This window comes from Hymenobacter sp. UYCo722 (assembly GCF_040547115.1).
In the GTDB taxonomy this organism is placed as follows: Bacteria; Bacteroidota; Bacteroidia; order Cytophagales; family Hymenobacteraceae; genus Hymenobacter.
Genome location: NZ_JBEPPC010000001.1, coordinates 82,640 through 107,982, shown reverse-complemented (window position 1 = coordinate 107,982; position 25,343 = coordinate 82,640). Strand labels below are relative to the sequence as shown.

The following is a 25,343-nucleotide window of genomic DNA, read 5'->3' as shown; positions in this document are numbered from 1 at the left end:
TGGATATTCAGTGAAGGTACGGCACTTTGTAAGAAAGCAGGAAGCCAAGCGCAACTACCTGGGAGAAACCGACTACGCGGTTCCGCTCACCGGCCATCGGGAGCAGGTTTTAGGGGCAGGAGCCTTGTACCTGACGGATGTCATGCGATGCGGAAATTCTTGTCATGGGAAAGCCAGTGGGAGGCGGGGACATTTGTGGGAGGCTGGTTTTCACGCCAGTTCGCCTTCTCTCACCTCCAATCCCACCCGCTCATGCAAACTGCCCAACTGCTGCCGCCGCCCGCGCCCACCGAGCGCGTGGCCGATGCCGACATCACGGCCGCTATCCAGACGCTGCTGGCCACCAAAAAAGGCCTCGCCGCGCACCTGATTGCCGTGCAGACCCGCGCGGGTATCGTCGAGCTCACCGGCTTCGTCGATAACCTGCTGGCGCAGCAGCGGGCCGAGGAAATTGTGCTGGCCGTGCGCGGGGTATGTGGCCTGCACAGCGCCATGGCCGTGCGTACCGCCGAGGTGGCCGATGCCGCGCTGCAGCATGCCGTGGCCCGCGCCCTGGCCGACGACCCAGCCACCGACGACTACCAGGTGCATTGCCTGGCCCACCACGGCGTGGTGACGCTGAGCGGCCTGGTGCAGACCTGGGCCGAGAAGCAGCTGGTGCTGCGCGTGGTGCAAGGCGTGCGCGGCGTGCGTGGTTTCGACGGTGAGTCGTTGATGATTCGGGGGGGGGCAATCCTGAATTCCGACGAGGAAATCACCACCCAAATCCGGGAGCGGCTCGATTGGGACATTCGCATAAATGGGGCGCTGGTGGCAGTTTGCACCACCGGGCAGGTGGTGCACCTGTCGGGCACGGTGGGCACGGCCGCCGAAAAGGACCGCCTCATCGCGATTGCCTACCAGGCCGGGGCCACCCGCGTAGATGCCCGCGACCTGTTTGTGGCCTACTGGGCGCTGGGCCGCGCAATCCGCCGCGAGAAATTTGCCCCGAAAGCCGATGCCGCCATTGCGGTCGCCGTCCGCGCCACGCTCCACTTCAACCCCCGGATACGCTCGGCCGAAACGCTGGTGCAGGTGCTCGACGGGGTGGTGACCCTGGCCGGCACCGTGCGCAACCTGCGCACCCGACAGGAGGCCGAACAGGACGCCCGCCACGTCGTGGGCGTGGCCAACGTGCATAATCTGCTGAAAGTGCGGCCCGCCCGGCTGGTGCCCGACGAGGACATTCGCCAGACCGTCGCGGCCGCCCTGGCCCGCGACCCCTACGTGGGCCACCTGGTATTCGGCGTGCAGGTGCACGGCGGGCAGGCCTTGCTCACGGGGCGGGTCGACACGCGTTTTGAACGGGAACAAGCCGCCGAGGTGGCGGCGGGCGCGACCGGGGTGGTCGGCGTGAATAACCAGCTGGACCTGGTGGGCCCGGCCGCCGCGGCCGGGCCGGAATCATCGCTGCTCAACCCCGACCAGTCGCTGGAAGCCCGCATCCGGGCCCGCTACTGCTGGTCGGCGGGGCTGCACGACCAGGACGTGAACGTCCGGGTCGTCAATGGCCGCGCTACGCTCACCGGCATCGTCGACACCTGGCTCGACCGCAAGCTGGCGGCCGAGGAAGCCCGCGAGGCCGGTGCCCACGCCGTGAATAACCACCTGCTCGTGCTCACCAGCGCGCCCCTCAGCAGCAACACCCAAACCCTAGCCGCCCATGGAATCGAAGCTTAGCCCCGGCCGTCATCGCGCCGAAGACGCGGCGTGGTCCATCAGCGCCGGCACGCGGCAGGGCGCGCGGGAGGCCGACGCGTGCATGGCGGCCGACGACTGGTTGTACGCTGCCCCCGGCCCGCTGCCGCCGGGTGAGCCCCGGGCCATTGGCACCACTGCCCCGGCCCGGCCTCCGGCGCACTGATTTTTTCATCCTCCTTTTTTCATTGCCATGACGCCTTCCATCGTTGTTCTGACCGATTTTTTCGCCGTTACCAACCGGGCCTTGTCGTACGCGGCCGGGCTGGCCGTGCCCCTGAAAGCCAGCCTGCTGCTGCTGCACGCCCGCCACGATGAGCTGCTGGCCCCCGCCGCATTTGCCAGCCGGCATACGGCCGAAGGCGAATTGAGAACATTGTACGCCATGGAAAAGCTGGCGAACGAGCAGCCCGTGGCCACGGCGGTGGATATTTCGGATTTCTCCCTGGCCGACGCCGTGCAGGAAGTGGTGGGGCAGCGCCCGCCCCTGCTGGTGGTGCTGGGCCGGGCCAGGGCCGAGCCCAGCCCCGAAGACTTGGTGACGACTACGGCCATGGACCTGCTGCGCCACACGCCTTACCCGCTGCTGGTGATACCGCCGACCGGCTGGGATGCCTTCCCGCCCCGCCGCTTCCTGCTGGCCGTAGATGGCGAACCCTTCAGCCTGGTGGAATACCGCGACGTGCTCAGCCAGCTGCTGCACGCCACCCATGGCACCCTCCGTCTGGTACAGGTAATTGGTGACGGCCAACTGACTCCGAGTGCGGCCGCCGTGCTCGACACGGTACGCGCCAATGACCTGGTGAACGAGCTGACCGAAAGCAGCCTGCGCCAGGTGTATCAGAACACGGTGGTGGGCGGTATCATACAGGAAGCCGCCGGGCAGCAGGCCGATATGCTGGTCGTCATCGCGCGCCGTCACAGCCTGCTGGGCGGCCTGTTCCACCGCAGCGCAACGGCGCAGCTGCTGCGCGAAAGCGCCATTCCGGTGCTGGTGCTACCGGCCGCGGATTAGGCGAGTTTGAGCTTTCGGCTTTGGTATTTGGGCTGAAAAAGGCCGTGATGCAGTTGCGCGCAGCGAAGGATTTTGCCCGCAAAACTGATTCAATCATCCTTGCTGCTTGATTGCTTCCCCGCTAAAGGTGCTTCGGCTGCGCTCAGCATGACTGCCTTTTTTACCTGCTCCCACCCTCACCCTGCAATTACCCCACTCCATCATGGCCCTCACCCTCGTTGTTTTCGCCGGCTTCTACCCCACGCCCCGCCACACGGTGCACTACGCCAATACCCTGGCCCAGGCCCTGCACGGCCCATTGGTGCTCCTGCACGTCAAGCGGGCATCCATGTTCGACCCCTACGCGCTGATGGCCGACAGCTACCACCAGGACGAGCTGAACCGCCAGACCGAAACCGCCGCCGCCCTCTACCGGCTGGCCGAGGAGCTGCACACCCAGCCCACCGTGGAAGTAGCCACCGACCTGCTGCCCGAAGTAGCCCGGGACCTGGCCAAGCGGCATCATCCGGTCCTGTTCGTGCTCAGCCAGCCCGGCCCTAACCAGGCCGACAGCAGCGTGGCCCAGGCCTGCGCCGAGCTGCTGCGGGCCAGCCACCTTCCGCTGCTGCTGGTGCCGGCCACCGCCCCGGCCGACCAGCCGCCGCAGCGCATCCTCATCGCCGCCGACCGTGAGCCCTTCGCCCTGGCCGCCGATGCACAACCCCTGCGCCAGCTGCTGGCGCTGCCCGGCGTGGCGCTCACCGTGGCCCACGTATCGAGCGGGGTCGAAGACGACGCCGGGTGCAGCGCCGCGCTGCGCGCCGTGCAGCTCAGCGGTTTGGTGCAGGGGCTTCCCACGCCCGAGCTGCGCGGCTATCAGCACGACCATTACGCCGATGGCGTACTGGCGGCCGTGCAGGACACCCAGGCCGATTTGGTCGTCGTGCTGGCCCGCGAGCGCAGCTACCTCGGCGAGCTGTTTCACCAGAGCGTAACGGCTCATTTGTTGGCCCATTGCCCCGTGCCGGTGCTGGTGCTGCCGGTGGCTACCCCAGCGGCTACCCCCGATTCCGGCCTGTTGGCCACCGCCGCCCAGGTCACGAATTCGGTGATTTCTGGTTTGATGCCCGCCAACTGATGCACTGCCCGCCAACTGATACACTGCCCACCAACTGCCGGGCCCGGCGTTTTCACTTGCTCATTTTTACTCCTGAACCCATGAAGAAAAAGCCCCTGCTTCCGCCTACCGCCACGCCAGCGGTACCGAAACGAACCACCGAAGCCCCCAATGGCACGCCGCACTACGGCGACTATGGGCATCCGCCGACCAGGCCCGACCCAGCGCCTGCCCCCGACCACCGGACCGAAGGCGGCAACGTGTTCGACCTGCGCAACGAGCAAACCACTCTTTAACCATCCACACCCATGATAACGCCCACACTCATGTTTTCGGTGATGCTGCTGGCCGTGCTGGCCTTGTTCAGCTCCTACGCCCGCGCCACGCAGAGGCCGCCGCGCCCCGTTGTCCGATAGAATGTTACGCCAGCCTTCCCAAATGCAGCTGGCCGTGGAAGCTGGCCCCTAGCGGCAACTCGCCGAGCATCAAATTTGCCAGGTACAGTCTGGCCGAAACCGCCGGGCGGGGCGTGCTTGGCCCTCTCACCCGAATCGGGCTGATTGGCACCACGCTCGCGGTAGCCACCGCCAAGCCGGCCGCCCCCGTGACTTTTTTTGCTCGATTGGCTGGCATTGCACGCCGATTTCGGCACCATCCGGGCGGTGGGGCACCGGGTGGCACACGGCGGGCGCACCACGCGCCCGAGCGCATTGCCCCGGTACTGCTGACTGAGCTGCGGCGGCTCCGCCCATTTGACTCCTTCTACCTGCCCGGCGAGCTGGCCCCTATCGATGCCCTGCAAAAACAGCTAAAGCGCTAATCTTATGCAAACTGAAGCCCTCATCGTAGCGCCCGCCGCCACCCCCCTCCCACCGGAAATGCTGCACCGCATCGATGCTTACTGGCGGGCGGCCAACTACCTCTCGGTGGGCCAGATATACCTGCGCGAGAACCCCCTGCTGCGCGAGCCGCTGGCCCTGGCCCACATCAAAAAGATGCTGCTGGGACACTGGGGCACCACACCGGGCCAAAACTTCATCTACACCCACCTCAACCGCGTCATTAAGGCGCACGATTTGGACATGATTTACCTGTCCGGGCCGGGGCACGGCGGGCCGGCGGTGGTGGCCGGCACCTACCTGGAAGGTACCTACAGCGAGGTGTATCCGAACATCAGCCAGGACGAAACCGGGCTGCAGCGGCTGTTCACGCAGTTCTCGTTTCCGGGGGGTATTTCGAGCCACGCCGGGCCCCAGACGCCGGGCTCGCTGCACGAGGGCGGCGAGCTGGGCTACTCGCTGAGCCACGCCTTTGGGGCGGTGTTTGATAATCCGGACCTCATCGCAGCCTGCGTGATTGGCGACGGCGAGGCCGAAACCGGCCCGCTGGCCACTGCCTGGCACTCCAACAAGTTCCTCAACCCGGCCCGCGACGGCGCGGTGCTGCCCATCCTGCACCTCAACGGCTACAAGATTTCGAACCCCACGGTGCTGGCCCGCATCACGCCCGAGGAGCTCGACCAGCTGCTGCGCGGCTACGGCTGGACGCCCTACTACGTGGAAGGCCACGAGCCCGCCCTGATGCACCAGGCCATGGCCGCGGCCCTAGACGAGGCAGTGGCCGACATCTTGGCCATCCAGCTCCACGCCCGCGAAACCGGCGACCTCACCCGCCCGCGCTGGCCCATGCTGGTGTTGCGCTCGCCCAAAGGCTGGACCGGCCCGGCCACCGTGGACGGCCGGCCCAACGAGGGCACCTTCCGGGCGCATCAGGTGCCGCTGGCCGTGTCGGCCAGCGCCCCGGCCGAGCACCTGGCGCAGCTGGAAACCTGGCTCAGAAGCTATAAGCCGGAGGAATTATTCGACGCCGAGGGCCGCCTGCGGCCCGAGCTGGCCGAGCTGGCCCCCACCGGCCTGCGCCGCATGGGAGCCAACCCGCACGCCAACGGCGGCCAGCTGCTGCGCGATTTGCACCTGCCCGATTTCTGCGACTACGCCGTGGCCGTGCCCGCGCCGGGCGCGGTGCTGGCCAGCGACACGGCCGTAACCGGCCAGTTTCTGCGCGACGTGCTGCGGCTGAACGCGGAGCCGCGCAACTTCCGCGTCTTCGGGCCTGATGAGACGCTCTCCAACCGCCTGGAAGCCGTATTTGAGGCCACCGACCGGCAGTGGAATGCGGCCGTGGAAATCAACGACGAGTTCCTGTCGCCCGACGGGGGCGTACTCGAAATGCTGAGCGAGCACCAGTGCCAGGGCTGGCTGGAGGGCTACCTGCTCACGGGCCGGCACGGGCTGTTCAACAGCTACGAAGCCTTCGTGCACATCGTCGATTCGATGTTTAACCAGCACGCCAAGTGGCTGAAGCTGACGCTGGAAATCCCGTGGCGCCGCCGGCTGGCCTCGCTGAACTACTTGCTCACGAGCACCGTGTGGCGGCAGGACCACAACGGTTTCACGCACCAGGACCCGGGCTTCATCGACCACGTTATTAACAAGAAAGCCAGCATCGTGCGCGTGTACCTGCCGCCCGATGCCAACTGCCTGCTCTCGGTGATGGACCACTGCCTGCGCTCGCGCCACTATGTGAACGTGATTGTGGCCGGCAAGCACCCCGGCCCGCAGTGGCTGACCATGGACGCCGCCCAGAAGCACTGCACCGAAGGCATCGGCCTCTGGCCCTGGGCCAGCACCGACCAGGGCGCGGAGCCCGATGCCGTGCTGGCCTGCTGCGGCGATGTGCCCACGCTCGAAGCCCTGGCGGCCGCCAGCATCCTGCGCGAGCACCTGCCGGAGCTAAAAATCCGGGTTGTGAACGTGGTCGACCTGCTCAAGCTGCAGCGCAGCACCGAGCACCCTCACGGCCTGAGCGATGCCGACTACGACGCCCTGTTTACGCGCGACAAGCCGGTGGTATTCGCCTTCCACGGCTACCCCTGGCTGGTACACCGTCTCACCTACAACCGCGCCAACAACCAGCAGCTGCACGTGCACGGCTACCGCGAGGAAGGCACCGTCACGACGGCCTTCGACATGGCCGTGCTCAACGAGCTCGACCGCTTCCACCTCGTGCTCGACGTGCTCGACCGCGTGCCCAGCCTGGGCAACAAGGGGGCCTACCTCAAGCAGTTTATCAAGGATAAGCTGGTCGAGCACACCCTCTACATCACTCATCACGGCGAGGACATGCCCGAAATCCGGGAGTGGCAGTGGAAAATGTAGTGAAGCAGAACAACACGAAAAAGAACGTCATGCCGAGCGCAGCCGAGGCATGACGTTCCACTAATCACAACCACCCCCAATGCAGCCCACCACCGCCCCTGGCCTCACCGATGCCGCCGCGCGGGCCATGCCCGGCTGCAACGTGCTGCCCGAGGCCAACGGCTCCGGCTTGCTGGCCACTCTGCGCGACGTATTCCGCCTGGGGCCGGGCCGAGAAAGCCATCACGCTTATCGTGGCGCTGCTGGTGGTGGCGGGCACTCCGGTGTACCAGTCGGGGCGCAGCAACGAGGCCCTGGGGGTTTTGCGCGAGCTCACGCAGCCCCGCGCCCAGGGACGCCGCAACGGTACGCTGGCCACCGTGGCGAACCGCTGCGAGAAAGCTGCTGTGCATCAGTCCTACCACAACGAGGCAAGGCAACTTGATTTATATCAGGTTTTCGCCTGCGTTGCGTCATGCAGGCTAGCAAGGGGGGCGAGTACTTTTATTGCTAGTCGCTGGTGACGCATCCACCGGGCGGTTTCCCGTTCCTTAACGCTGTGTCGTGTCCATTAGCTCCATCCTAGTCGAAACCGGCACCATCACCCGGTTTACCGGGCGGGTTTTCCGCGAGGGAGCCCGGCCGCGCTACGAGGTGCGGGAGCTGCTGTACCAATGCTACGTCATTGGCTACCAGTCCTTGCCGCTGGTAGGCCTCACGGGATTTATCATGGGCATGGTGCTCACGCTGCGGCTGCGGCCGACGATGGTGCAGTTCGGGGCCGATTCGTGGATTCCGGTGATGGTGGGCCTAACCATTATTCAGGAGATGGGCCCCATTATTACGGGGCTGATGGTGGCCGGCAAGGTGGGCTCCACCATCGGGGCCGAACTGAGTTCGATGCGCGTGAGCGAGCAGATTGACGCCATGAGCGTATCGGGCACCAACCCCTTCAAGTACCTGGTGGTGACGCGGGTGCTGGCGGCCACCCTCATGGTGCCCGTGCTCACGGTGCTCTCCGACGCCATCGGGCTGTTGGCGGCCTACTTGGGCATTAACATGAGCGGCGTGACCACCGTGGCGCTGTTCACCAACCAGATTGTGGCGCGCCTGACCTTCGGCGACGTGCTGCCGGCGGTGATAAAGACCTTTTTCTTCGGCTTTGCCATCGGGATTATCGGCTGCTACAAAGGCTATTATGCCGACAAAGGCACCGAAGGCGTGGGCCGGGCCGCCAATTCGGCAGTGGTGGCCGGCTCGCTGGCCGTTTTCCTGCTCGACCTGCTAGCCGTGCTCATCAGCACCCTGATGGGGCTTTACTAACCGGCCGCCATGCTCCCCGCTCCCGCACCTGCGCCCGCTGCCGCCCCCGCCGCCAATCCGGCAGAAGCGGTGCTGACGATTGCCGGTGTCAGCCTGGCGTTTGGCGAAAACCATGTATTGCAGAACTTCTCGCTCACGCTGCACCGGGGCGAAAACGTGGTGGTGCTGGGCAAGTCGGGCGCGGGCAAGTCGGTGCTCATCAAGTGCGTCATTGGCCTGCTGCGAACCGATTCGGGCACCATCACCGTGCTGGGCCAGGACGTGGCCACCCTCGACCACGACGGCCTCGACCGGCTGCGCACCAAGCTGGGCTTCCTCTTCCAAAGCAATGCGCTGTACGACTCGATGACGGTGCGCGAAAACCTGCTCTTCCCGCTGCGCCGGCAGTGGCTAACCCACACCCCGGCCCAAGAAGCTGAGCTGGTGAAGCAGGCCCTCGAAGACGTGGGGCTGGCCGATACCGCCGCCAAAATGCCGGCCGAGCTCTCGGGCGGCATGCGCAAGCGCATTGCGCTGGCCCGCACGCTCATCCTGCGGCCCGAAATTATTCTCTACGACGAGCCCACCACGGGCCTGGACCCCATCACTGGCCGTGAAATCGACCACCTCATCCGCAACGTGCAGAAAAAGTATAACACTTCCGCCCTTATCATCTCCCACGACCTGGCCTGCGTTCGCCTCACCGCCGACCGCGTGGCCCTGCTCGCCGAAGGCCGCTGCTACGCGGAGGACACCTACGCGGGCATGCAAGCGAATCCCGACCCGCAAGTGCACGACTTTTTTGTGTGACGATGAGGTAAAAAAACGTCATGCTGAGCGAAGCCGAAGCATCTCTACCGTTCAAGTAATCAGTGTCATTGCAACGAAGCGGTAGAGATGCTTCGGCTCCGCTGCGCTGTGCTCAGCATGACGTTCTTTTTCCACATACCATTAACCGTTCACCATTAACCGTTCACCATTAACCACTACCCCCCATGCCGCAGCGTCCCGTCGGAAATTCTATTCGCCTAGGCGTGTTCGTGCTGGCGGGCCTGGGGTGCCTGCTGGCCGTGCTGTTTCTGCTGGGCCGCAAGCAGAACCTGTTCAGCCGCAGCCTGGTCATTGAGGCGGATTTTCGGAACGTCTCGGGGCTGCTCACGGGCAACAACGTACGCCTGGGCGGCATCACGGTGGGCACGGTGAAGGGGATTACCATCGTGAACGACAGCACCATCCGCGTGGCCATGAGCCTGAATACCGACGCGCAGCCTTTCGTGCGCCGCAACGCGGTGGCCACCATCGGCACCGACGGGCTGGTGGGCAACACCATCATCAACCTGACGGCGCAGCCCGCCCCCGCCCCACCCGTGGCGGCCGGCGACCGGCTCCGCACCACCACCCCGGCCAGCCTCGATGCCATGCTCGGCACCCTCGACATCTCCAACAAAAACCTGGTTGTCATCACCCAACGCCTGCGCCAGATGGCCACTAAGCTCGATACCAGCGCCGTCTGGCAATTGCTGAACGACCGGCAGCTGCCCGCCAACGTGCGCCAGAGCCTGGGCAACGTGATGGCCACCACCACGCAGCTGCGCCAGGCCGCCCAGAACGCGGCCCAGCTCACCAACGGCGTGCGCCGGGGCCGGGGCCCGCTCGGCTACCTGCTGACGGACCAGCAGTTTGCCGGCCAGCTGGGGCACGCCGCCCGGCAGCTGGCCGGCACTTCCGATACCCTGGCAGCCACGCTCACCGGCCTGAAGCGGCAGGTGGAAACCGGCGCGGGCCCGGTGCACACGCTGCTGGCCGACACCGCCGCCGCCCGCCAGGTGCGCCAGACGATGGGCAACGTGGCGCAAAGCACTGCCAAGCTCAACCAGAGCATGACGGCCCTGCAACACAACTTCCTGCTGCGCGGCTACTTCCGCAAGCAGGCCAAAAAGAAAGCCCGCGCCACGGCCGATTCGCTGAAGCGTGTGAGCCAGCCGCATTAGCCCAATCGGTACCGGCAGGCGGGGAATCCAGCACGAAATTATATGCGAAAGCCGGTGGATGTAGCGCCGCTCAATAGTTGCAGCAAAACGTTGCTGGTTGAATGCCCTTTGCAAACCAGCAACGAGGAAGGAACCAGCAACAAAAGCTTCGGCCACAGCAGCGGCTCCGCAGCAGCAGTAACGAAGCAGCATTGCGCTGGCGTTGCGGACAACTGACGAGCACAACGACACGGCGACTTTCCAACCCCATCTTCTTTACCTTATTCCCATGCGTCCGTTAGCTGCCTTGCTCTCCATCGCCTTGCTGACGCTACCGGCGGCCAGTCCGGGCGCGGGGCCTTCCTTAAAACGGAATCCGGTACAGGCGGGGCCTAACGGGCCGGCGGCCCGTATCCGGGCCTTATTGCCCGATACGCTGACTCGTCGCGGGCTTCTGCCACTCGTGCAAGCCCCAGGCAGTAAGGCCTTCTACCGCCACCGGGCCTACGCCCCGGCCTGGTGCGATACTACGCATTTGATAGCGCCGGGCCGCGCGGCGCTGGCCCTGCTTGGCCGGGCCGCAGACTTTGGCTTACAGCCCAAGCGCTACCACATGGGGGCGCTGCACGCGTTGGCTGATTCGCTGGCCCAGCCGCAGTTGCCCGCGCGGCACCACGCGCAGCTGGCCCGGTTCGATGTACTGCTAACGGATGGATTGCTGGCGTTTGCCGTGCACTTGCGCCGGGGGCAGCTCCATCCATTCACGCCCTCACCGCTGGAAAAAGCCGGGGTTCCCTTCGCGCCCGCCTCCTGGCTGGCGTGGGCGCTGGCGGCCCCGGATGTTGTCGGGGCGCTGTTGCAGTGCCAGCCCCAGCAGCGGGAGTACCAGCAACTGCAACAGGCGTTGGCCCGGTGGCGGCGGCAGCCGGCCGGCCGCGATGCCGCCGCCCGGCTTCGGCGGGCCCAGCAAATGGCCGTCACGCTGGAGCGCTGGCGCTGGACAGCCATTCCGGAAACCGAATACGTGCTCGTGAATCTGCCCGCCTACCAGCTGGAAGTGGTGCGCTACGGCCAGGTCCTCCAGACGCACCGGGTGGTGGTTGGCCGGCCCGCCAACCCCACGCCCACGCTCAGCAGCCGGCTCACGTCCTTCACCATCGCCCCGGAGTGGCGGGTGCCCCGCCGCATTGCTACCGGGCAGCTATTGCCGTATCTGCAGGCCAACGCCGAGGCCCATTCGGAACACGATTTCCTGGCCGACAACAACTACCGCCTCTTCGACGCCCAAGGCCGGGAGCTGCACGGTGCGGACGTGAACTGGACGACCGTGACGGCGCAGAATTTCCCTTACACCGTCCGCCAGTGCCCCGGTTGCGGCAACCTGCTGGGCAACGTCATTTTCCCCTTCGCAAATCCCTATGGCCTGTACCTCAACGACGGGCCCGACCCGCAGTGGTTCGAGCGCCCCTACCGCGCCCTGGGCCACAGCTGCCTGCACGTGCAAAACCCCATGCACCTGGCCGCCTACCTACTAGGCCCCGATGCGGCCCACGCCGCGCTGCCCACCGAAGCCCAGTGCGAGGCCGCCCCCAAGCCGCGCAATTTTTTTCTGAAGCGGCCAATGCCATTTCACATCTGCTACGCCACCTGCGCGGTCGTGGCCGGCCAGCTTCGGTTTTATGCGGATATATATGGGCGGGATGAGGGCATGCGCCAGCAGCTGTTTGGGCCCGGCCCACCACCCCGGTAAGTAAACTACAGCACGTCGTGCTGGAATTACCCGCCGCTTTGGCCGGCGTTGGCATTGGCGCGTTAACCGGCATCCTGTTGTATTCCAAAAAAGGCATGGCGCGCCCCCAGCACTGCTGCCACCACCGCACCAACCAGGGACTGCGCCTGCACGACAACCGAAACCGGCTTAAAAGCCCAGTTGCAACAGGCAGCAATAGTGGGCGGCTTGCGTGCTCTGGACGCGGAGTTGGTGCGTATGGGCGGGCCCGATAACTCCGTACGGGCAAACGAAACCGAAATCAAAGCAGGCCAAAACCTGCTTCGGGCTCACGGTACGACTGCCCAGGCAGTGTGCACCCGTGAAATTCCGGGAGTTGCCAATGCCGTGTCAGCTTCATTATACCGCCATTTACGCATCACCACCTGCGTTATCAATCGGCGGCGCTCGCCCTGAATCGCGACTTGGTGAACAACGGGCTGGCCGCCCTGGTGGGTACCGCACCCGAGTCGCTGAGCCGCCCCCTGAACGAGTTCAAGCAAGATGGCCTGATTGCCCTAAACCAGCACACCAGCCAAGTGCTCGAGCCTGACAAGCTGCGCCGACCCACTGGTAGGCGCTTGCTTAAGCAAAAGCCCAAAAATCACGGCTCGCGGCGCTTGCCGAAGATTCGCAACCGCCTGGTTTGAACCGCGTTGCTTATCCCCGCGGCAAAAACGCGTCGACTTCGCTTCGCGCAACGTTGTTTTTGCATCATTCCGCCATCGGCCAAAATTGACAAATCTCATCCCTGGGGCATGAGATTTCGCATGGCCCGGGCATAGCGGGTCGGGTACTTTTGACGAGGCTGCCCGCTACTCATTCGGTACCGGGGTGCCCGCTGCTATGAAAACCTTTTTTTTGCTTTTCGTTGCTAATTCGTGGGGGCTGGCTTCGCACGCGCAGGCCATCCCCGATGCGCAGGTGCCGCCGCTGGCCTTCCTGGCCCTGCAGCAGCAGTACCCGCAGGCCCGGAATGTGAAATGGAAGCGCACCCAAGGCTGGTACCAGGCCAGCTACACGCAAAACCAGGTCCGCCGACTGGTCCGGTTCAGCCCCGAGGGCGACGTGGAAGCCACCGGCACCGCCATTGCGCTGGGCACCCTGCCGCTTCCGGTGCGCCGCACCCTCACTGACCACTACCCGAGCCGCAAAATCTGCCAGGCCGACCAAATTACCAATGCCCGCACCGGGAATCTAACCTACGAGCTGGCCACTTGCGAGAGCTTCATCAGCAACACCATCGTGCTCACTACCAACGGCATGAAAGCACCCCACGCCCGCCAATAATGGCGCGGCGGCATAATCAGTCTGGAGGCACTCAGGTGATAATGCTAAGTTGAGGTCAGGTTGGTGTGTAGAAGTAAGCGTGTTGAATCTGGAACGCCGTGCTTATATGCTAGGGTTACTTTTGCGCGACTATAAAATCATCTGGGTTTACATAGTCGGCGTTGAAGTGGCCACGGTCATGATGCTACCGCTAGCCAACGGATGAGGGCTGTTGGGTCAGCCGCCGCAGCTCGGCCTCCAGCGTGGGCACGCAGTCGGCCAGCTGCTCGTACGAATCGATGATGAAGTACACGTCCTGCATTCGGTCCTTCACGTAGGGCGTGGCCAGGATGTGGGCCACGTCGAATGGGCGGCGGGCCGACTCATCGCTAAGGCAAAACTTCGTTTCGCCGGCCGAGGAGAGGATGCCGGCACCGTAGATGCGCAGCCGGTCGCCCTCGACAATCAGCCCGAACTCGACCGTAAACCAATAGAGGCGCGAGAGCAGCTCCACGGCGTGGACATCGTGCAGGTAGCGCAGGGCCAGGGTGCCCACGGCCTGCAGGAAATCGGCAAAATACTGGTCCGTGAGCAGGGGCACGTGCGCGAATACGTCGTGAAACATATCGGGCTCTTCGAGGTAGTCGAGCTGGGCCGGAGTCCGCAGCCAGGTAGTAGCCGGAAAGCGGCGAGCCGCCAGCAGCTCGAAGAACGTGCGGTCGTCCACGATGCCCGGCACGGCTACCAAGCTCCAGCCGGTGGCCTGGGCCAGCAGCGGGTTCACTTCAGAAAAATCGGGGATTTTAGCGGCCCGAAAATCGACCGTGGGCAGGCCCTCGAGAAAGCGGCTGGAGGCGACCGTGGGCAGCACCTGCATCTGGCGCTCAAAAAGGGTTTGCCACACCCAGCGGTCGGCGGCGGTGTAGTGGGCGTAGTCCTGGTCGCGGAGGGGAGCTGTGGCAACAGCAGTAGGCACGTGGTTCATAAAACGGGCAATGGTCTGATGCCCGATGAAACCCGTGGAAGCAGTTATGGTTCATAGGCGGCACTTTTGCGCCAAATGAGCCGTAACCAAATCTTTCCTGCGCACCGGGCGCAATGGGGTACTTACAACAATGGCGGGTGTTACAGAGAATATGCGTTTGACGGGGCAGTAAAAAATGCTCCTATCAATCAATAAGCAGCAGCAACTGATTTTACTGCCTAAAGCGGAGGAGTTGTTTGCGTGGGTTGAAGAGTCGCGTTGCCACATCGGCCAACCGATTTTCGCATTTCATTTCCCGACGAGTATAACTCCCTGCCCCCCTTTCTGAAGCGCTGCCCTCGCCAAAGCACGCCGCCGGCCAGCCAGCATCGCTACCCCGCGAAGGCCGCTACCACCGGCACCGGCATCGCCGCCGACAGCTGCACGGCCCCGGCCTGCCGCCGGCGGAGGAGCTTTTGCGCCTCCACCACCCAAAACACCACGCTGGCCACGGCCACGGTCAGGGCCAGCTCGGCCGCGCTCAGGGGCTGGGTGCTGAATATGGTGTTGCAAAAGGGCACGTAGATGATGAGCAGATGCAGCAGCACCGTCGATACCACCGCCCCCAGCATGGCTTTGTTGGAAAGCAGGCCGATGGTGAAGATGGACTCGCGCCGCGAGCGAATAGCCAGCGCCAGGCCCAGCTGACTGAAACAAAGCACCGTGAAGGCCATTGTTTGCCAGTGCGGCAGGCCCCGGTGAATGGCCCAGGCCTGCATTCCGATGGTGAGCCCGCCCACCAGCAGCCCCACCACCAGGATAAACCAGCCCAGCCCATCGGCAAAAATGGTCTGGCGCGGGTCGATGGGCGGGCGCTGCATGCTGTTTTGCTCCGATGGCTCGTAGGCCAGGGCCAGGCCCGGCAGGCCGTCGGTTATCAGGTTAATCCAGAGAATATGAATGGCCAGCAGCGGAATGGGCAACCCAAAAAACGGTGCGCAGAACAAGGTGGTGATTTCGCCCACGCTGCCGGCCAGCAGGTAGCGGATGAATTTCAGGATGTTGGCGTAGATGCGCCGCCCGTGCCGCACGGCCTCCACGATAGTCGCGAAGTCATCGTCGAGCAGAATCAGGGCCGCCGCTTCCTTGGCTACTTCGGTGCCATTGATGCCCATGGCAATGCCAATGTCGGCGTTTTTGAGGGCCGGCGCGTCGTTCACGCCGTCGCCGGTCATAGCCACGAACTGGTGCCGGGCCTGCAGGGCGCTGATGATGCGCAGCTTCTGGGCGGGGTCGACGCGGGCATACACCCGCACCTTCTCCACTATTTCGGCGAAAGCCGGCTCGGCCAGCGCCGTTAGCTCGGGGCCGGTGAGCACCAGCTCTGCTTCGGAAGAAATAATGCCCAGCTTTTGGGCAATGGCCCGGGCCGTGAGCTTGTGGTCGCCGGTAATCATGACGGGGATAATGCCGGCGGCTTTGCACGCGGCCACGGCCTGGCGAGCCTCCTCGCGGGGCGGGTCCAGCAGGCTGGCGAAGCCGAGGAAGGTGAGGCCGGTTTCGAGGGCGGCGGGCGTGAGGTCGGTAGGCAGCTTGGGCAGCATTCTGGCCGCGTAGGCCAGCACGCGGTAGCCCTGCGCGGCCTGCGCATCGACGCGCCGGGTGAGGTCAGCAATACTGCCCTGCTGGCCGGCATCGAGCTGCCCAAGTAGCGCGCCGGCGGCCCCTTTGGTGAGCACCAGCACGCCCTGCGGGGTTTGGTGCAGCGTGCTCATGCACTTGCGCTCCGAGTCGAAGGGCAGCTCGGCCAGCCGGGGAAACTGATGCTCCAGGGCGGAGCGGGTGTATTTTTTCTCCTCGGCGTACTGCCCCAGTGCTACTTCGGTGGAGTCGCCCAGCCATTGGTTATTGGCCATGTGGCGGGCATCGGTGTTCAGGGCCAGGGCGGTCAGCAGGGGGTTGCAATCGGCGAGGCCGGCGAGCGCCACGGCCGGCACTTCGTAGAGGTCCCGCACCGTCATCTGGTTCCGGGTGAGGGTGCCGGTTTTGTCGGTGCAGATGTAGGTGACCGAACCCAGCGTTTCCACGGCTGGCAGCTTGCGAATGAGGGCGTGGCTCTTCATGAGCCGGCCCGCGCCCAGCGCCAGCGACACGGTCACGAGCGCCGGCAACGCCTCTGGCAGCGCCGCGATGGCCAGGGAGATGGACACCAGCAGCAGGTTTTCCCAAGGCTCGCCCCGCAGCCAACCCACGCCAAAAAACAGCGCCCCAGCCCCCAGCGCCGCCACTGATAAGCGCTGGCCCAGAGTGCCCAGCCGCTTTTGCAGCGGCGTCATCACTTCGGCGGTCTGGATGAGAGAGGCAATTTTGCCCAGCTCGGTGTGCATGCCGGTCGTCGTCACGTAGGCCGTGGCGCGGCCGTTGGTCACGGCGGTGCCTTTGTAGCCCAGGTTCCGCCGGTCGCCGAGCGGGTACTCGCCGGCGGGCAGCGCGGCCGGAGTTTTCTCCACGTTGCTGGATTCGCCGGTGAGCGACGACTCGTCCACTTTCAGGGCGTGGGTTTCCAGAAAGCGCACGTCAGCCGGAATCACATTGCCGGCTTCGAGCAGCACCACGTCGCCGGGCACCAGCTCGACGGTGGGCACCGTAGTGGGCTGGCCGTCGCGCAACACCAGGGCGTGGCTGGCGGCCATTTTTTGCAGGGCTTCCATCGCCTTATCGGCCCGGTACTCCTGCACGAAGCCGATGACGGCGTTGACCAGCACAATGGCCAGAATAACATAGGCTGACTTGGCCTCGCCAATGAGCACCGACACCCCGGCAGCGGCCAGCAGCACGAGAATCATCACATCGGCCAGCTGGTGCAGCAGCAGCTGGCCAACGGTTTTCCGCGGCGCGGTGGCCAGCTGGTTGGGGCCGTACTCGGCCAGTTGCCGCCCGGCCGTGGCCGCGTCGAGGCCCGCCGGCGAGGTGTGCAGCGCGGCGGCCACCTCAGCAATTGGTGCAACGTGGTAATCCATCGGATAGCTGCTTTGGTAAATTAATTGGTAGTGGCGAGTAGGGGCGGCGGCAGCTTCATTTCCCCATCAAGGCTGGCCGCGCCGCCAGCGGCTTCCTTTTTGCGTTGCTATTTTCTTCTTGACTTTTTGCCAGGCCCGTTTTTTTGAGGCCAACCCACGGCTAACCGCAGGGATAAAGGCCGGACCAAGCCATCAGCCAGGTCAACTATTATCCGGCGCGGAGGCGAGCCCGCCACCACCTCGCGCCGGGGATTGCGTTATCGGTTGCCAAGCACTACCAGGTTGTGCTTGGCCAGCGGCCTTATCACAATCATTAATTATATATAATATAATAATATTTTAACAAGAATCCACTACTAGCCTACCTAAGCCCGGAAACATCCGCAAAGGACCGGAGGGCGGACGATAAACAACCTGCGCAATGTCAGGCCCTGGTATGACTTTCATCAAGGAGCCGGCCGGACGCGCGGACGGTTCATGGCCCGGCGGCATCGGCTGTGCGCCGCACCGCTGGCACCGGCACAATGCCAGCCCCGGCGAGCGGCCACGCTCCTGGCAGGATTGCCGCCAATCGCCGAACCGGTAAAACGCTTCTGCCACTACCCTTTTTAGAGCAGTTCTCGTGTTGCAGTACGGATGATAGCCGCATTATTAAGCGTCTCGGCGATGCGCGAAATCGTCCAGCGGTACGCACGCGAGCCGTGCAACAACGAGACGCCAAATGTTGCGCCTCTACTCCCATCTACCAACCTGCAAATGGCTCTGGGCAATTGACTTCGGTTGGGTTCCGGCCTGGACTTGGCCGGCCCGGCCAGCCTTACGGTGTGCAACTCGCCAGCCTGAGAAATGCGGTAAGTTGAACTGCCACTTTGGCGGGGCTTTTCTTGGAACGATTGTTAGATTAATGTTGGTACATTATTTCTTTCGACTTAATTAACTCCATCATGGAAAACGAAACCCCCAACGCCGCCGAAATGGCTGGTGCTGCTTACCAGGTACCGGCACAAACCCGCATTGGGCACGTCCACTTGCAGGTAACGGACCTCGACAAGGCCCTGGATTTTTATTGCGGCGTGCTGGGCTTTAAGCTCATGCTGCGGTTCGGGCCGCAGGCGGCCTTTATTTCGGCCGGCGGCTACAACCACCACATCGGGCTCAATACCTGGAACAGCCTGGGCGGGCCGCCCGCCCGCAAGCAGGGCGCGGGACTTTATCACACCGCCATCCTGTATGCCACGCGGGCCGAGCTGGCGGGGGCGTTGCGCCAGCTCGTAGCGGCCGACTACCCCATTACCGGCGCGGCCGACCACGGCGTGTCGGAGGCCATTTACCTCGACGACCCCGACGGCAACGGCGTGGAGCTGTACTGGGACCGGCCCCGCGCCGAGTGGCCGATGAGCGCCGATGGCGAGGTGCAGATGTATACCCGCGCCCTCGATTTGAACGCGCTGCTGGCCGAGGCCGTCTAACGCGCCGACGGTCAATTCCGGCGCGGGCCGAAAATGCTGGCTGAACCAAAATCTCGCACCATTGGTACTAGGCGCACCGCGTATCTTTGCGGCTCGAAAGTTCACTACCTCCCCTCACCCCTCTTATTCCCACCTTCGCTCATGATTATTGGCGTTCCTAAGGAGATTAAAAATAACGAAAACCGCGTGGGCCTCACGCCCGCCGGCGTAGCCGAGCTGCGCAAGCACGGCCATACGCTGCTGGTGCAGCACACGGCCGGCGAAGGCTCAGGCTTCTCCGACGACGAATACAAATCGGCCGGTGCCACCATTCTCGATACCATTGCCGAGGTGTACGGGCAGGCAGAGATGATTGTCAAGGTGAAAGAGCCGATTGCCGAGGAGTATCCGCTCATCAAGGAGAACCAGCTGCTGTTCACCTACTTCCACTTTGCCAGCGGCGAGGAGCTGACCCACGCCATGATTGAGCGCAAGGCTGTTTGCCTGGCGTATGAGACCGTGGAACTCAGCAACCGCGCCCTGCCCCTGCTCATCCCTATGAGCGAAGTGGCCGGCCGCATGGCCCCGCAGGAAGGGGCCAAATACCTCGAAAAACCGCTGAAAGGCCGGGGCATTCTGCTCGGCGGCGTACCCGGCGTGAAGCCTGCCAACGTGCTGATACTGGGCGGCGGCGTGGTCGGCACGCAGGCCGCGAAAGTGGCCGCCGGCCTCGGCGCGCAGGTAACCATCATGGACGTAAGCCTGAACCGCCTGCGCGAGCTCGACGACTTCATGCCCAAAAACGTGGTGACGCAGTACTCGAACGAGTACAACATCCGCGAAGCCATCAAAACCTCCGACCTGATTGTGGGCGCAGTGCTGATTCCCGGCGCGAAAGCTCCGCACCTCATCACCCGCGACATGCTGAAGACCATGCGCCCCGGAACCGTAGTCGTGGACGTGGCCGTGGACCAGGGCGGCTGCATCGAAACCTGCCACCCCACCACCCACGAAAACCCCACGTTCATCATCGACGACGTGGTGCACTACTGCGTAGCCAACATGCCCGGCGCGGTGCCATATACCAGCACCCTGGCCCTCACCAACGCCACCCTGCCCTACGCCGTGAAACTGGCCAACCAGGGCTGGCAGGAAGCCTGCCGCCGCGACGAGGCCCTGCGCCTCGGCCTGAACGTGGTGCACGGCGAGGTCGTGTACAAAGGCGTAGCCGACGCCTGGGGCTTGCCCCTGGTGAACGTGGAAACCGTGCTGGAACTGGCGGCGGTGTAAATTAAAAATGGAGAATTAAAGATTAAAAATGCCTTCCCGCTTCATTGCCGGGAAGGCATTTTAATGTTCTCTCAACTGCTAATTTTTAATTCCTAATTCTTAATTTTTTAATTAGCCTTGCTCCCCTCCCCCGCTATCCGCCTGCTGCTGCGCCGCTTTGCGCTGCTGTTGGTTGTTTACACGCTGCTTCGCCTGGGCTTTTTGCTGCTGAACCCCGCTACCTTTCGGGGCATTGCGCCGGGTGCGGTGGCGCTGGCTTTCGGCCACGGGCTGCGGTTCGATGTAGCTGCGCTGCTGTGGCTGAACCTGCCGCTGGTGCTGCTGTCGCTGCTGGTGCCGGTTTCGGCGCGGCGGGGGCAGCAGGGGCTGCGCGGGCTGCTGGTACTGCTGAACATGCCGGGCATTCTACTCAATGTCATTGACTGGGAATACTTTAAGTTTATTGGCCGGCGATTGAGCAACGAGTGGCACACCATCGGGCACGACATTGCGCGGCAGGCCGGGCAAATCGGGCTGCACTATTGGTACCTGGCCATTCCGCTGGCGGGGCTGGTGTATGCGCTGTGGTGGCTGTGCCCCATGCCCACGCGGGCCGAGCTGGCCGCCCCGGCCAGCCGCTGGCGCTGGGTGCAGCGCAGCGTGGAATTTTTGCTGACCGTGGGCCTGGTGGTGCTGGGCCTGCGCGGCGGCTGGCAGCTGAAGCCCCTGCGCACGGGCGCGGCATTCGAGCAGCCGCCCGCCGTGCTGGGCCACCTGGTGCTGAACAGCACCTTTACGGTCCTCAAGTCGTTCGATGAAGTGCCGATTGAGCGGGTGGCTTACTTTCCCGCCACGGCCGCTTTGCGGCCGGTGCTGGCAGCGGCTCCGGTGCCCACTGGCCCGGCCCCGACCGTACCGATGAACGTAGTCGTGCTGCTCCTGGAAAGCTTCGCCTCGGAATATACCGGGGTGGAAAACGGCGGGCAGGGTGGCTTCACGCCGTTTTTCGATTCGCTGGCGGTGGTGCCGCAGGCGCGGCTGCTGCGCGACAACTACGCCAACGGCCGCCGCTCCATCGAAGCGCTGCCGGCCGTGCTGGCAGGCCTGCCTTCGCTGATGGACGAGCCGTTCATCACCTCCAGCTTTCAGACGGCAGAACTGCACGGGCTGGGCGAGATTCTGGGCCGCCACGGCTACCACACGGCCATGTACCACGCCGGGGCCAACGGCACCATGGGCTTCGACATGTTCAGCGGCATTGCCGGCATGCAGCACTACTACGGCATGAGCGAGTATCCCGGCGGCATCGGCAGCCCCGATTACGATGGCCACTGGGGTATTTTCGATGAGGCCTACCTGCAATATTTCAGCCGCCGGCTCACGGCCACCCGGCAGCCGTTTCTGGCCACGCTGTTCACGCTCAGCGCCCACGACCCGTTCACGCTGCCCCGGCAGTACCAAGGTAAGTTTCCGGCGGGCTCGCAGCCCATTCATCCCACCATTGCCTACGCCGATTTGGCGTTGCGGCGCTTCTTCGCGGCGGCCCGCAATCAGCCCTGGTATGCCAACACGCTGTTCATCCTCACGGCCGACCACACCTCGCAAACCGACCAGCCCACCTACCAGAACCTGCTCGGCAACCACAAAACGCCGCTGCTGCTTTTCGCGCCCGGCCTGGCACTCCCAGCGGTTATTCCGCACCGCATTACCGAGCAGGCCGATGTGCCGGCCACGGTGCTCGACGTGCTGGGCCTGCCCAAAGAGCAGAAGCGGCTGCTGCCCTTCGGCTCGTCGGTATTCGACGCGGCCAACCCGGGCCGGGCGCTATTTCGCGACGGCGAGTCCTACTTCCTGGTGCACAGCGACTTCGTGACGGAGCTCACTAATAGAAACGAAGTGCGCCTCTACCCCTACGCGCTCCACTTTATGCCCACCGAGCCCGTAGCGAACCCTAATCCGGCGCTGGTGCAGCAATACGGTAACGAGCTGCGGGCCGCCGTACAGTTCTACGTGAATGGCTTAGTGGATAATCAGTTGTACAAGTAGCGGGAGCTTAACGCACGATGGCTTCGGCAAAAGTCGGAATATCTGCCAGCCGCTCGTTGGCCCTGTTCTCGAAATCGACCCGCCAGCAGTAGTGCACCAGCCCGTTGGTGAGCAGCAGCATTGGCGCGCCAATAGTCTGGTTATACGTGGTGGCCTGTTGGGCCACGGCCTGCGTGATGGGTACTGACGGGGCCTTGCATTCGACCAGCAGCAGGGGCTGGCCGGCCGGGTCGAGGGCCAGCAGGTCAGTGCGCTTCTGGCGCTGGTTGTAGCGCAGGCCGCGCTCCAGGGCCAGCAGGCCGCGCGGGTAGCCCAGGTGGCCGGTCAGATAGTGCACCACGTGCTGGCGCACCCATTCTTCGGGCGTGAGCACGACGTGCTTACGCCGCAGCCCGTCCCAGATGAGCGGTTGATTTGTGGCCGATTGCGTAAGTTTGGGCTCGAAAGGCGGCAGGTCCAGGGCTTGCATCACCTCCAAAAGTAGTGCTTGGTGCTTTGTGCCTGGTGCTTGGTGTTCTTCGCCTCGTGCCAATGGATTGCGAAAGCCAGGGTTCTCACCAGCCAAGCACCAGCGGACGGAGGTCTGCTGTAACTACAGCCAAGCACCAACAACCAAGCACCAACCCAATGAAGACCAAAGAAGAAATTGTAAACAACTGGCTGCCGCGCTACACGGGCGTAGCTCTCGACGATTTTGGCCAGTACATCCTGCTCACCAACTTTAGCAATTACGTGTACATGTTTGCCGACCAGTTTGGGGTGGAGGTAAACGGCCGCGACAAGCCCATGCAGTCGGCCACGGCCAACGGCATCACCATCATTAACTTCGGCATGGGCTCGCCGATGGCGGCTACGGTAATGGATTTGCTGTCGGCCATTAAGCCCAAGGCAGCGCTCTTTCTGGGCAAGTGCGGCGGCCTGAAAAAGACCAAGCTCGGCGACCTCGTGCTGCCCATCGCGGCCATTCGCGGCGACGGCACTTCCGACGACTACCTGCCCAAGGAAATTCCGGCCCTGCCCTCGTTCCGGTTGCAGCGCGCCGTATCGTCGATGATTAAGAAGCACGAGCTCGACTACTACACCGGCACGGTGTACACCACCAACCGCCGCGTGTGGGAGCACGATGCCGAGTTCAAAGACTACCTGCGCCGCGTGCGCGCCTTGGCCGTGGACATGGAAACGGCCACCATTTTCGTGTGCGGCTTCATGAACGATATTCCGCACGGCGCGCTGCTGCTCGTGAGCGACAACCCGATGACCCCCGAGGGCGTGAAAACCTCGGAGTCGGACTCGAAAGTGACCACCGATTTCGTGAAGCGCCACCTGCAAATCGGCATCGAGTCGCTGCAGGAGCTGCAGTTCTCGGGCGAGTCGGTGAAGCACATGCGCTTCGACTAAGCCGGCGCTTTCCGTATCTGAACGTCATGCTGAGCGCAGCCGAAGCATCTCGCTTGCAGTAGTAATTCAATCGCCTAAACGAATTAGTTACTATTGCACGCGAGATGCTTCGGCAACGCTCAGCATGACGTTCTTTTTTAGTGGCACTTCTAATCTTAACCTATGTTTTTTTCTGCCTCTCCCTTTTTTTCCAAACTGGCCGCGCCCCTGCTGCTGCTTACACTACTGGGTGGCTGCGGTGCTAAGCGCGAAGCCGTCGACTTGCTGGTGACCAACGCCACGGTTTATACCGTCGATTCCACGTTTAGCAAAACGGAGGCTTTCGCAGTGAAAGATGGCAAATTCGTGGCCGTTGGTCCGGTGGCCGAATTAAAGGCGAAGTACCAGGCGGCGCAAGAAGTAGACGCAGGCGGCAAGTTTATCTACCCTGGTTTTTACGACGCGCACTGCCACTTCTACCGCTACGCGCTGGCGCTGCCGAGTGCCGATTTGGTGGGCACTAGCTCGTGGAAAGAAGTGATTCAAAAGCTCCAGGAAAACCGGAAGCAATACCCGCAGGCGCCCTGGCTCACGGGGCGCGGCTGGGACCAGAACGACTGGTCCACCAAGCAGTTTCCGACCAAAGACACGCTCGACCAGCTGTTTCCGGACGTGCCCGTGCTGCTCGTGCGCGTGGATGGCCACGCCGCGCTCGTGAACCAGAAAGCGCTGGATTTAGCGGGCGTAACGGCCGGCACGCCCATCAGCGGCGGCACTATTGCGCGCGATGCGCAGGGCCGCCTCACCGGCCTGCTCGTGGACAATGCCGTGCGCCTCGTGAGCAGCAAAATCGCCGACCCGGCTCCTGCTCAGGCGGCGCAGCTCCTACTGCAGGCCCAGCAAAACTGCCTGGCCGTGGGCCTCACCAGCCTGGCCGATGCCGGCCTCGACAAAGCCAACATCGACCAGATGACCGACTTGCAGCAGCAAAAGAAGCTCAAGCTGCGCCTGTATGCGATGCTGAACCCGACGCCGGCCAACAAAGCGTTTTACCTGAAAAGCGGCCCGGTATTCACCGACCAGCTTACCGTCAATTCCTTCAAAGTGTATGCCGACGGGGCGCTCGGCTCGCGCGGGGCCTGCCTGGTGCAGCCGTACGCGGACAAACCCAAGGAAACCGGCTTCTTGCTGTCCACCGAAAAGCAGTTCCGCGACCTCGCCAAAGAGTTGGCTGCGTCCAAGTTCCAGATGAACACCCACGCCATTGGCGACTCGGCCAACCGCATTATCCTCAATATCTACGGCGAGGCGCTGGGCGGCCAGAAAGACCGTCGCTGGCGCATCGAGCACGCGCAGGTCATCACGCCGGCCGATATGCCCAAGTTCGGGCAGTTTGGCATCGTGCCCTCGGTGCAGCCCACCCACGCCACTTCCGATATGTACTGGGCCGGCGAGCGGCTGGGTGCGGCCCGCCTGAAAACGGCCTACGCCTACGCCGAATTGTTGAAGCAGTACGGCCAGTTGGCCCTCGGCTCCGACTTTCCGGTGGAGGACATCAACCCGCTGTTCGGCTTTCACTCGGCCGTGGCCCGACAGGATGCCAAGAACTTCCCCGCCGCCGGCTTCCAGATGGAAAACGCCATCAGCCGCGAGCAGGCGCTGCGTGGCATGACTACCTGGGCCGCTCACGCCGGCTTCGAGGAGAAGCGCAAAGGACAAATCAAGCCCGGTATGCTCGCCGATTTCGTGGTGCTGGATACCGATTTGCTGACCGCGCCGAAGGAGAAGCTGCGCGGCGCGCAGGTGCTGCAAACCTGGATTGGCGGCGAGCAGGTATTTAATCGGAAATAATAAACCCCCAAAGT

The 25,343-nt window shown here is 63.7% G+C and carries 22 protein-coding genes; 18 read left to right on the top strand and 4 right to left on the bottom strand.

Features of this window, described 5'->3' with window-relative positions:
* Positions 1 to 252: 252 nt before the first annotated feature.
* The 7 genes from ABIB44_RS00440 (at position 253) to ABIB44_RS00410 (ending at position 7,066) form a co-directional block, all read left to right on the top strand.
* Complete coding sequence (locus ABIB44_RS00440; protein ID WP_354582647.1) at positions 253 to 1,719, top strand: BON domain-containing protein; 1,467 nt, start codon at positions 253 to 255, stop codon at positions 1,717 to 1,719.
* On the top strand, positions 1,703 to 1,903 hold the full coding sequence (locus tag ABIB44_RS00435; RefSeq protein WP_354582646.1) for a hypothetical protein: 201 nt from the start codon (positions 1,703 to 1,705) through the stop codon (positions 1,901 to 1,903). The genes ABIB44_RS00440 and ABIB44_RS00435 overlap by 17 nt, the downstream gene beginning before the upstream one ends.
* 27 nt (positions 1,904 to 1,930) lie before the next feature.
* Positions 1,931 to 2,752, top strand: a complete 822-nt coding sequence (locus ABIB44_RS00430) for a universal stress protein (protein ID WP_354582645.1) — start codon at positions 1,931 to 1,933, stop codon at positions 2,750 to 2,752.
* A gap of 202 nt (positions 2,753 to 2,954) precedes the next feature.
* Positions 2,955 to 3,869, top strand: a complete 915-nt coding sequence (locus tag ABIB44_RS00425; protein ID WP_354582644.1) for a universal stress protein — start codon at positions 2,955 to 2,957, stop codon at positions 3,867 to 3,869.
* An 80-nt stretch (positions 3,870 to 3,949) separates the two neighbouring features.
* Positions 3,950 to 4,144: a hypothetical protein gene (locus tag ABIB44_RS00420; RefSeq protein WP_354582643.1), complete on the top strand. Its 195-nt coding sequence runs from the start codon at positions 3,950 to 3,952 to the stop codon at positions 4,142 to 4,144.
* A gap of 233 nt (positions 4,145 to 4,377) precedes the next feature.
* Positions 4,378 to 4,668: a hypothetical protein gene (locus ABIB44_RS00415; protein WP_354582642.1), complete on the top strand. Its 291-nt coding sequence runs from the start codon at positions 4,378 to 4,380 to the stop codon at positions 4,666 to 4,668.
* A 4-nt stretch (positions 4,669 to 4,672) separates the two neighbouring features.
* Positions 4,673 to 7,066, top strand: a complete 2,394-nt coding sequence (locus ABIB44_RS00410; protein WP_354582641.1) for a phosphoketolase family protein — start codon at positions 4,673 to 4,675, stop codon at positions 7,064 to 7,066.
* 64 nt (positions 7,067 to 7,130) lie between these two features.
* On the opposite strand, the gene ABIB44_RS00405 is transcribed toward ABIB44_RS00410, so the two are convergent.
* Positions 7,131 to 7,382, bottom strand: a complete 252-nt coding sequence (locus ABIB44_RS00405; protein ID WP_354582640.1) for a hypothetical protein — start codon at positions 7,380 to 7,382, stop codon at positions 7,131 to 7,133.
* Positions 7,383 to 7,609: 227 nt separating this feature from the next.
* On the opposite strand from ABIB44_RS00405, the gene ABIB44_RS00400 reads away from it, so the two are divergent.
* From ABIB44_RS00400 to ABIB44_RS00375, 6 genes are all read left to right on the top strand, one after another.
* A complete protein-coding gene (locus ABIB44_RS00400) occupies positions 7,610 to 8,368 on the top strand; it encodes an MlaE family ABC transporter permease (protein WP_354582639.1) in 759 nt (252 codons plus the stop codon).
* A 9-nt stretch (positions 8,369 to 8,377) separates the two neighbouring features.
* Complete coding sequence (locus ABIB44_RS00395) at positions 8,378 to 9,157, top strand: ABC transporter ATP-binding protein (RefSeq protein WP_354582638.1); 780 nt, start codon at positions 8,378 to 8,380, stop codon at positions 9,155 to 9,157.
* Between the two features lie 185 nt (positions 9,158 to 9,342).
* Positions 9,343 to 10,338, top strand: a complete 996-nt coding sequence (locus tag ABIB44_RS00390) for an MlaD family protein (RefSeq protein ID WP_354582637.1) — start codon at positions 9,343 to 9,345, stop codon at positions 10,336 to 10,338.
* Between the two features lie 268 nt (positions 10,339 to 10,606).
* Positions 10,607 to 12,067, top strand: coding sequence for a L,D-transpeptidase scaffold domain-containing protein (locus ABIB44_RS00385; RefSeq protein ID WP_354582636.1), 1,461 nt, complete (start codon positions 10,607 to 10,609; stop codon positions 12,065 to 12,067).
* A gap of 446 nt (positions 12,068 to 12,513) precedes the next feature.
* Positions 12,514 to 12,735: a helix-turn-helix domain-containing protein gene (locus ABIB44_RS00380; protein ID WP_354582635.1), complete on the top strand. Its 222-nt coding sequence runs from the start codon at positions 12,514 to 12,516 to the stop codon at positions 12,733 to 12,735.
* Positions 12,736 to 12,931: 196 nt separating this feature from the next.
* Entirely contained in the window at positions 12,932 to 13,375 is a 444-nt protein-coding gene (locus tag ABIB44_RS00375; protein ID WP_354582634.1) for a hypothetical protein, read from the top strand.
* A gap of 190 nt (positions 13,376 to 13,565) precedes the next feature.
* Here ABIB44_RS00375 and ABIB44_RS00370 read toward each other — a convergent pair whose 3' ends face one another.
* On the bottom strand, positions 13,566 to 14,330 hold the full coding sequence (locus tag ABIB44_RS00370; protein ID WP_502916479.1) for a phenylalanine 4-monooxygenase: 765 nt from the start codon (positions 14,328 to 14,330) through the stop codon (positions 13,566 to 13,568).
* 380 nt (positions 14,331 to 14,710) lie between these two features.
* A complete protein-coding gene (locus tag ABIB44_RS00365; protein ID WP_354582632.1) occupies positions 14,711 to 17,338 on the bottom strand; it encodes a cation-translocating P-type ATPase in 2,628 nt (875 codons plus the stop codon).
* A 944-nt stretch (positions 17,339 to 18,282) separates the two neighbouring features.
* On the opposite strand from ABIB44_RS00365, the gene ABIB44_RS00360 reads away from it, so the two are divergent.
* The 3 genes from ABIB44_RS00360 (at position 18,283) to ABIB44_RS00350 (ending at position 22,101) form a co-directional block, all read left to right on the top strand.
* The gene (locus tag ABIB44_RS00360) at positions 18,283 to 18,807 is read left to right on the top strand and encodes a VOC family protein (protein WP_354582631.1); all 525 of its coding nucleotides are present in this window, start codon (positions 18,283 to 18,285) and stop codon (positions 18,805 to 18,807) included.
* Positions 18,808 to 18,948: 141 nt separating this feature from the next.
* The gene (gene ald, locus ABIB44_RS00355; RefSeq protein WP_354582630.1) at positions 18,949 to 20,076 is read left to right on the top strand and encodes an alanine dehydrogenase; all 1,128 of its coding nucleotides are present in this window, start codon (positions 18,949 to 18,951) and stop codon (positions 20,074 to 20,076) included.
* A gap of 117 nt (positions 20,077 to 20,193) precedes the next feature.
* Positions 20,194 to 22,101, top strand: coding sequence for an LTA synthase family protein (locus ABIB44_RS00350; protein ID WP_354582629.1), 1,908 nt, complete (start codon positions 20,194 to 20,196; stop codon positions 22,099 to 22,101).
* 7 nt (positions 22,102 to 22,108) lie between these two features.
* Here ABIB44_RS00350 and ABIB44_RS00345 read toward each other — a convergent pair whose 3' ends face one another.
* Complete coding sequence (locus ABIB44_RS00345) at positions 22,109 to 22,570, bottom strand: type I restriction enzyme HsdR N-terminal domain-containing protein (RefSeq protein ID WP_354583678.1); 462 nt, start codon at positions 22,568 to 22,570, stop codon at positions 22,109 to 22,111.
* A 158-nt stretch (positions 22,571 to 22,728) separates the two neighbouring features.
* On the opposite strand from ABIB44_RS00345, the gene ABIB44_RS00340 reads away from it, so the two are divergent.
* Together ABIB44_RS00340 and ABIB44_RS00335 are read left to right on the top strand one after the other, a co-directional pair.
* Entirely contained in the window at positions 22,729 to 23,499 is a 771-nt protein-coding gene (locus ABIB44_RS00340; RefSeq protein ID WP_354582628.1) for an AMP nucleosidase, read from the top strand.
* A gap of 162 nt (positions 23,500 to 23,661) precedes the next feature.
* Complete coding sequence (locus ABIB44_RS00335) at positions 23,662 to 25,329, top strand: amidohydrolase (protein WP_354582627.1); 1,668 nt, start codon at positions 23,662 to 23,664, stop codon at positions 25,327 to 25,329.
* Positions 25,330 to 25,343 lie beyond the last annotated feature (14 nt).

Coding starts and splice junctions, on each gene's coding strand:
- ABIB44_RS00440 (WP_354582647.1), top strand. CDS start 253: ATGCAAACTGCCCAACTGCTGCCGCCGCCCGCGCCCACCGAGCGCGTG.
- ABIB44_RS00435 (WP_354582646.1), top strand. CDS start 1,703: ATGGAATCGAAGCTTAGCCCCGGCCGTCATCGCGCCGAAGACGCGGCG.
- ABIB44_RS00430 (WP_354582645.1), top strand. CDS start 1,931: ATGACGCCTTCCATCGTTGTTCTGACCGATTTTTTCGCCGTTACCAAC.
- ABIB44_RS00425 (WP_354582644.1), top strand. CDS start 2,955: ATGGCCCTCACCCTCGTTGTTTTCGCCGGCTTCTACCCCACGCCCCGC.
- ABIB44_RS00420 (WP_354582643.1), top strand. CDS start 3,950: ATGAAGAAAAAGCCCCTGCTTCCGCCTACCGCCACGCCAGCGGTACCG.
- ABIB44_RS00410 (WP_354582641.1), top strand. CDS start 4,673: ATGCAAACTGAAGCCCTCATCGTAGCGCCCGCCGCCACCCCCCTCCCA.
- ABIB44_RS00395 (WP_354582638.1), top strand. CDS start 8,378: ATGCTCCCCGCTCCCGCACCTGCGCCCGCTGCCGCCCCCGCCGCCAAT.
- ABIB44_RS00390 (WP_354582637.1), top strand. CDS start 9,343: ATGCCGCAGCGTCCCGTCGGAAATTCTATTCGCCTAGGCGTGTTCGTG.
- ABIB44_RS00385 (WP_354582636.1), top strand. CDS start 10,607: ATGCGTCCGTTAGCTGCCTTGCTCTCCATCGCCTTGCTGACGCTACCG.
- ABIB44_RS00375 (WP_354582634.1), top strand. CDS start 12,932: ATGAAAACCTTTTTTTTGCTTTTCGTTGCTAATTCGTGGGGGCTGGCT.
- ABIB44_RS00365 (WP_354582632.1), bottom strand. CDS start 17,338: ATGGATTACCACGTTGCACCAATTGCTGAGGTGGCCGCCGCGCTGCAC.
- ABIB44_RS00360 (WP_354582631.1), top strand. CDS start 18,283: ATGGAAAACGAAACCCCCAACGCCGCCGAAATGGCTGGTGCTGCTTAC.
- ald (WP_354582630.1), top strand. CDS start 18,949: ATGATTATTGGCGTTCCTAAGGAGATTAAAAATAACGAAAACCGCGTG.
- ABIB44_RS00345 (WP_354583678.1), bottom strand. CDS start 22,570: ATGCAAGCCCTGGACCTGCCGCCTTTCGAGCCCAAACTTACGCAATCG.
- ABIB44_RS00340 (WP_354582628.1), top strand. CDS start 22,729: ATGAAGACCAAAGAAGAAATTGTAAACAACTGGCTGCCGCGCTACACG.
- ABIB44_RS00335 (WP_354582627.1), top strand. CDS start 23,662: ATGTTTTTTTCTGCCTCTCCCTTTTTTTCCAAACTGGCCGCGCCCCTG.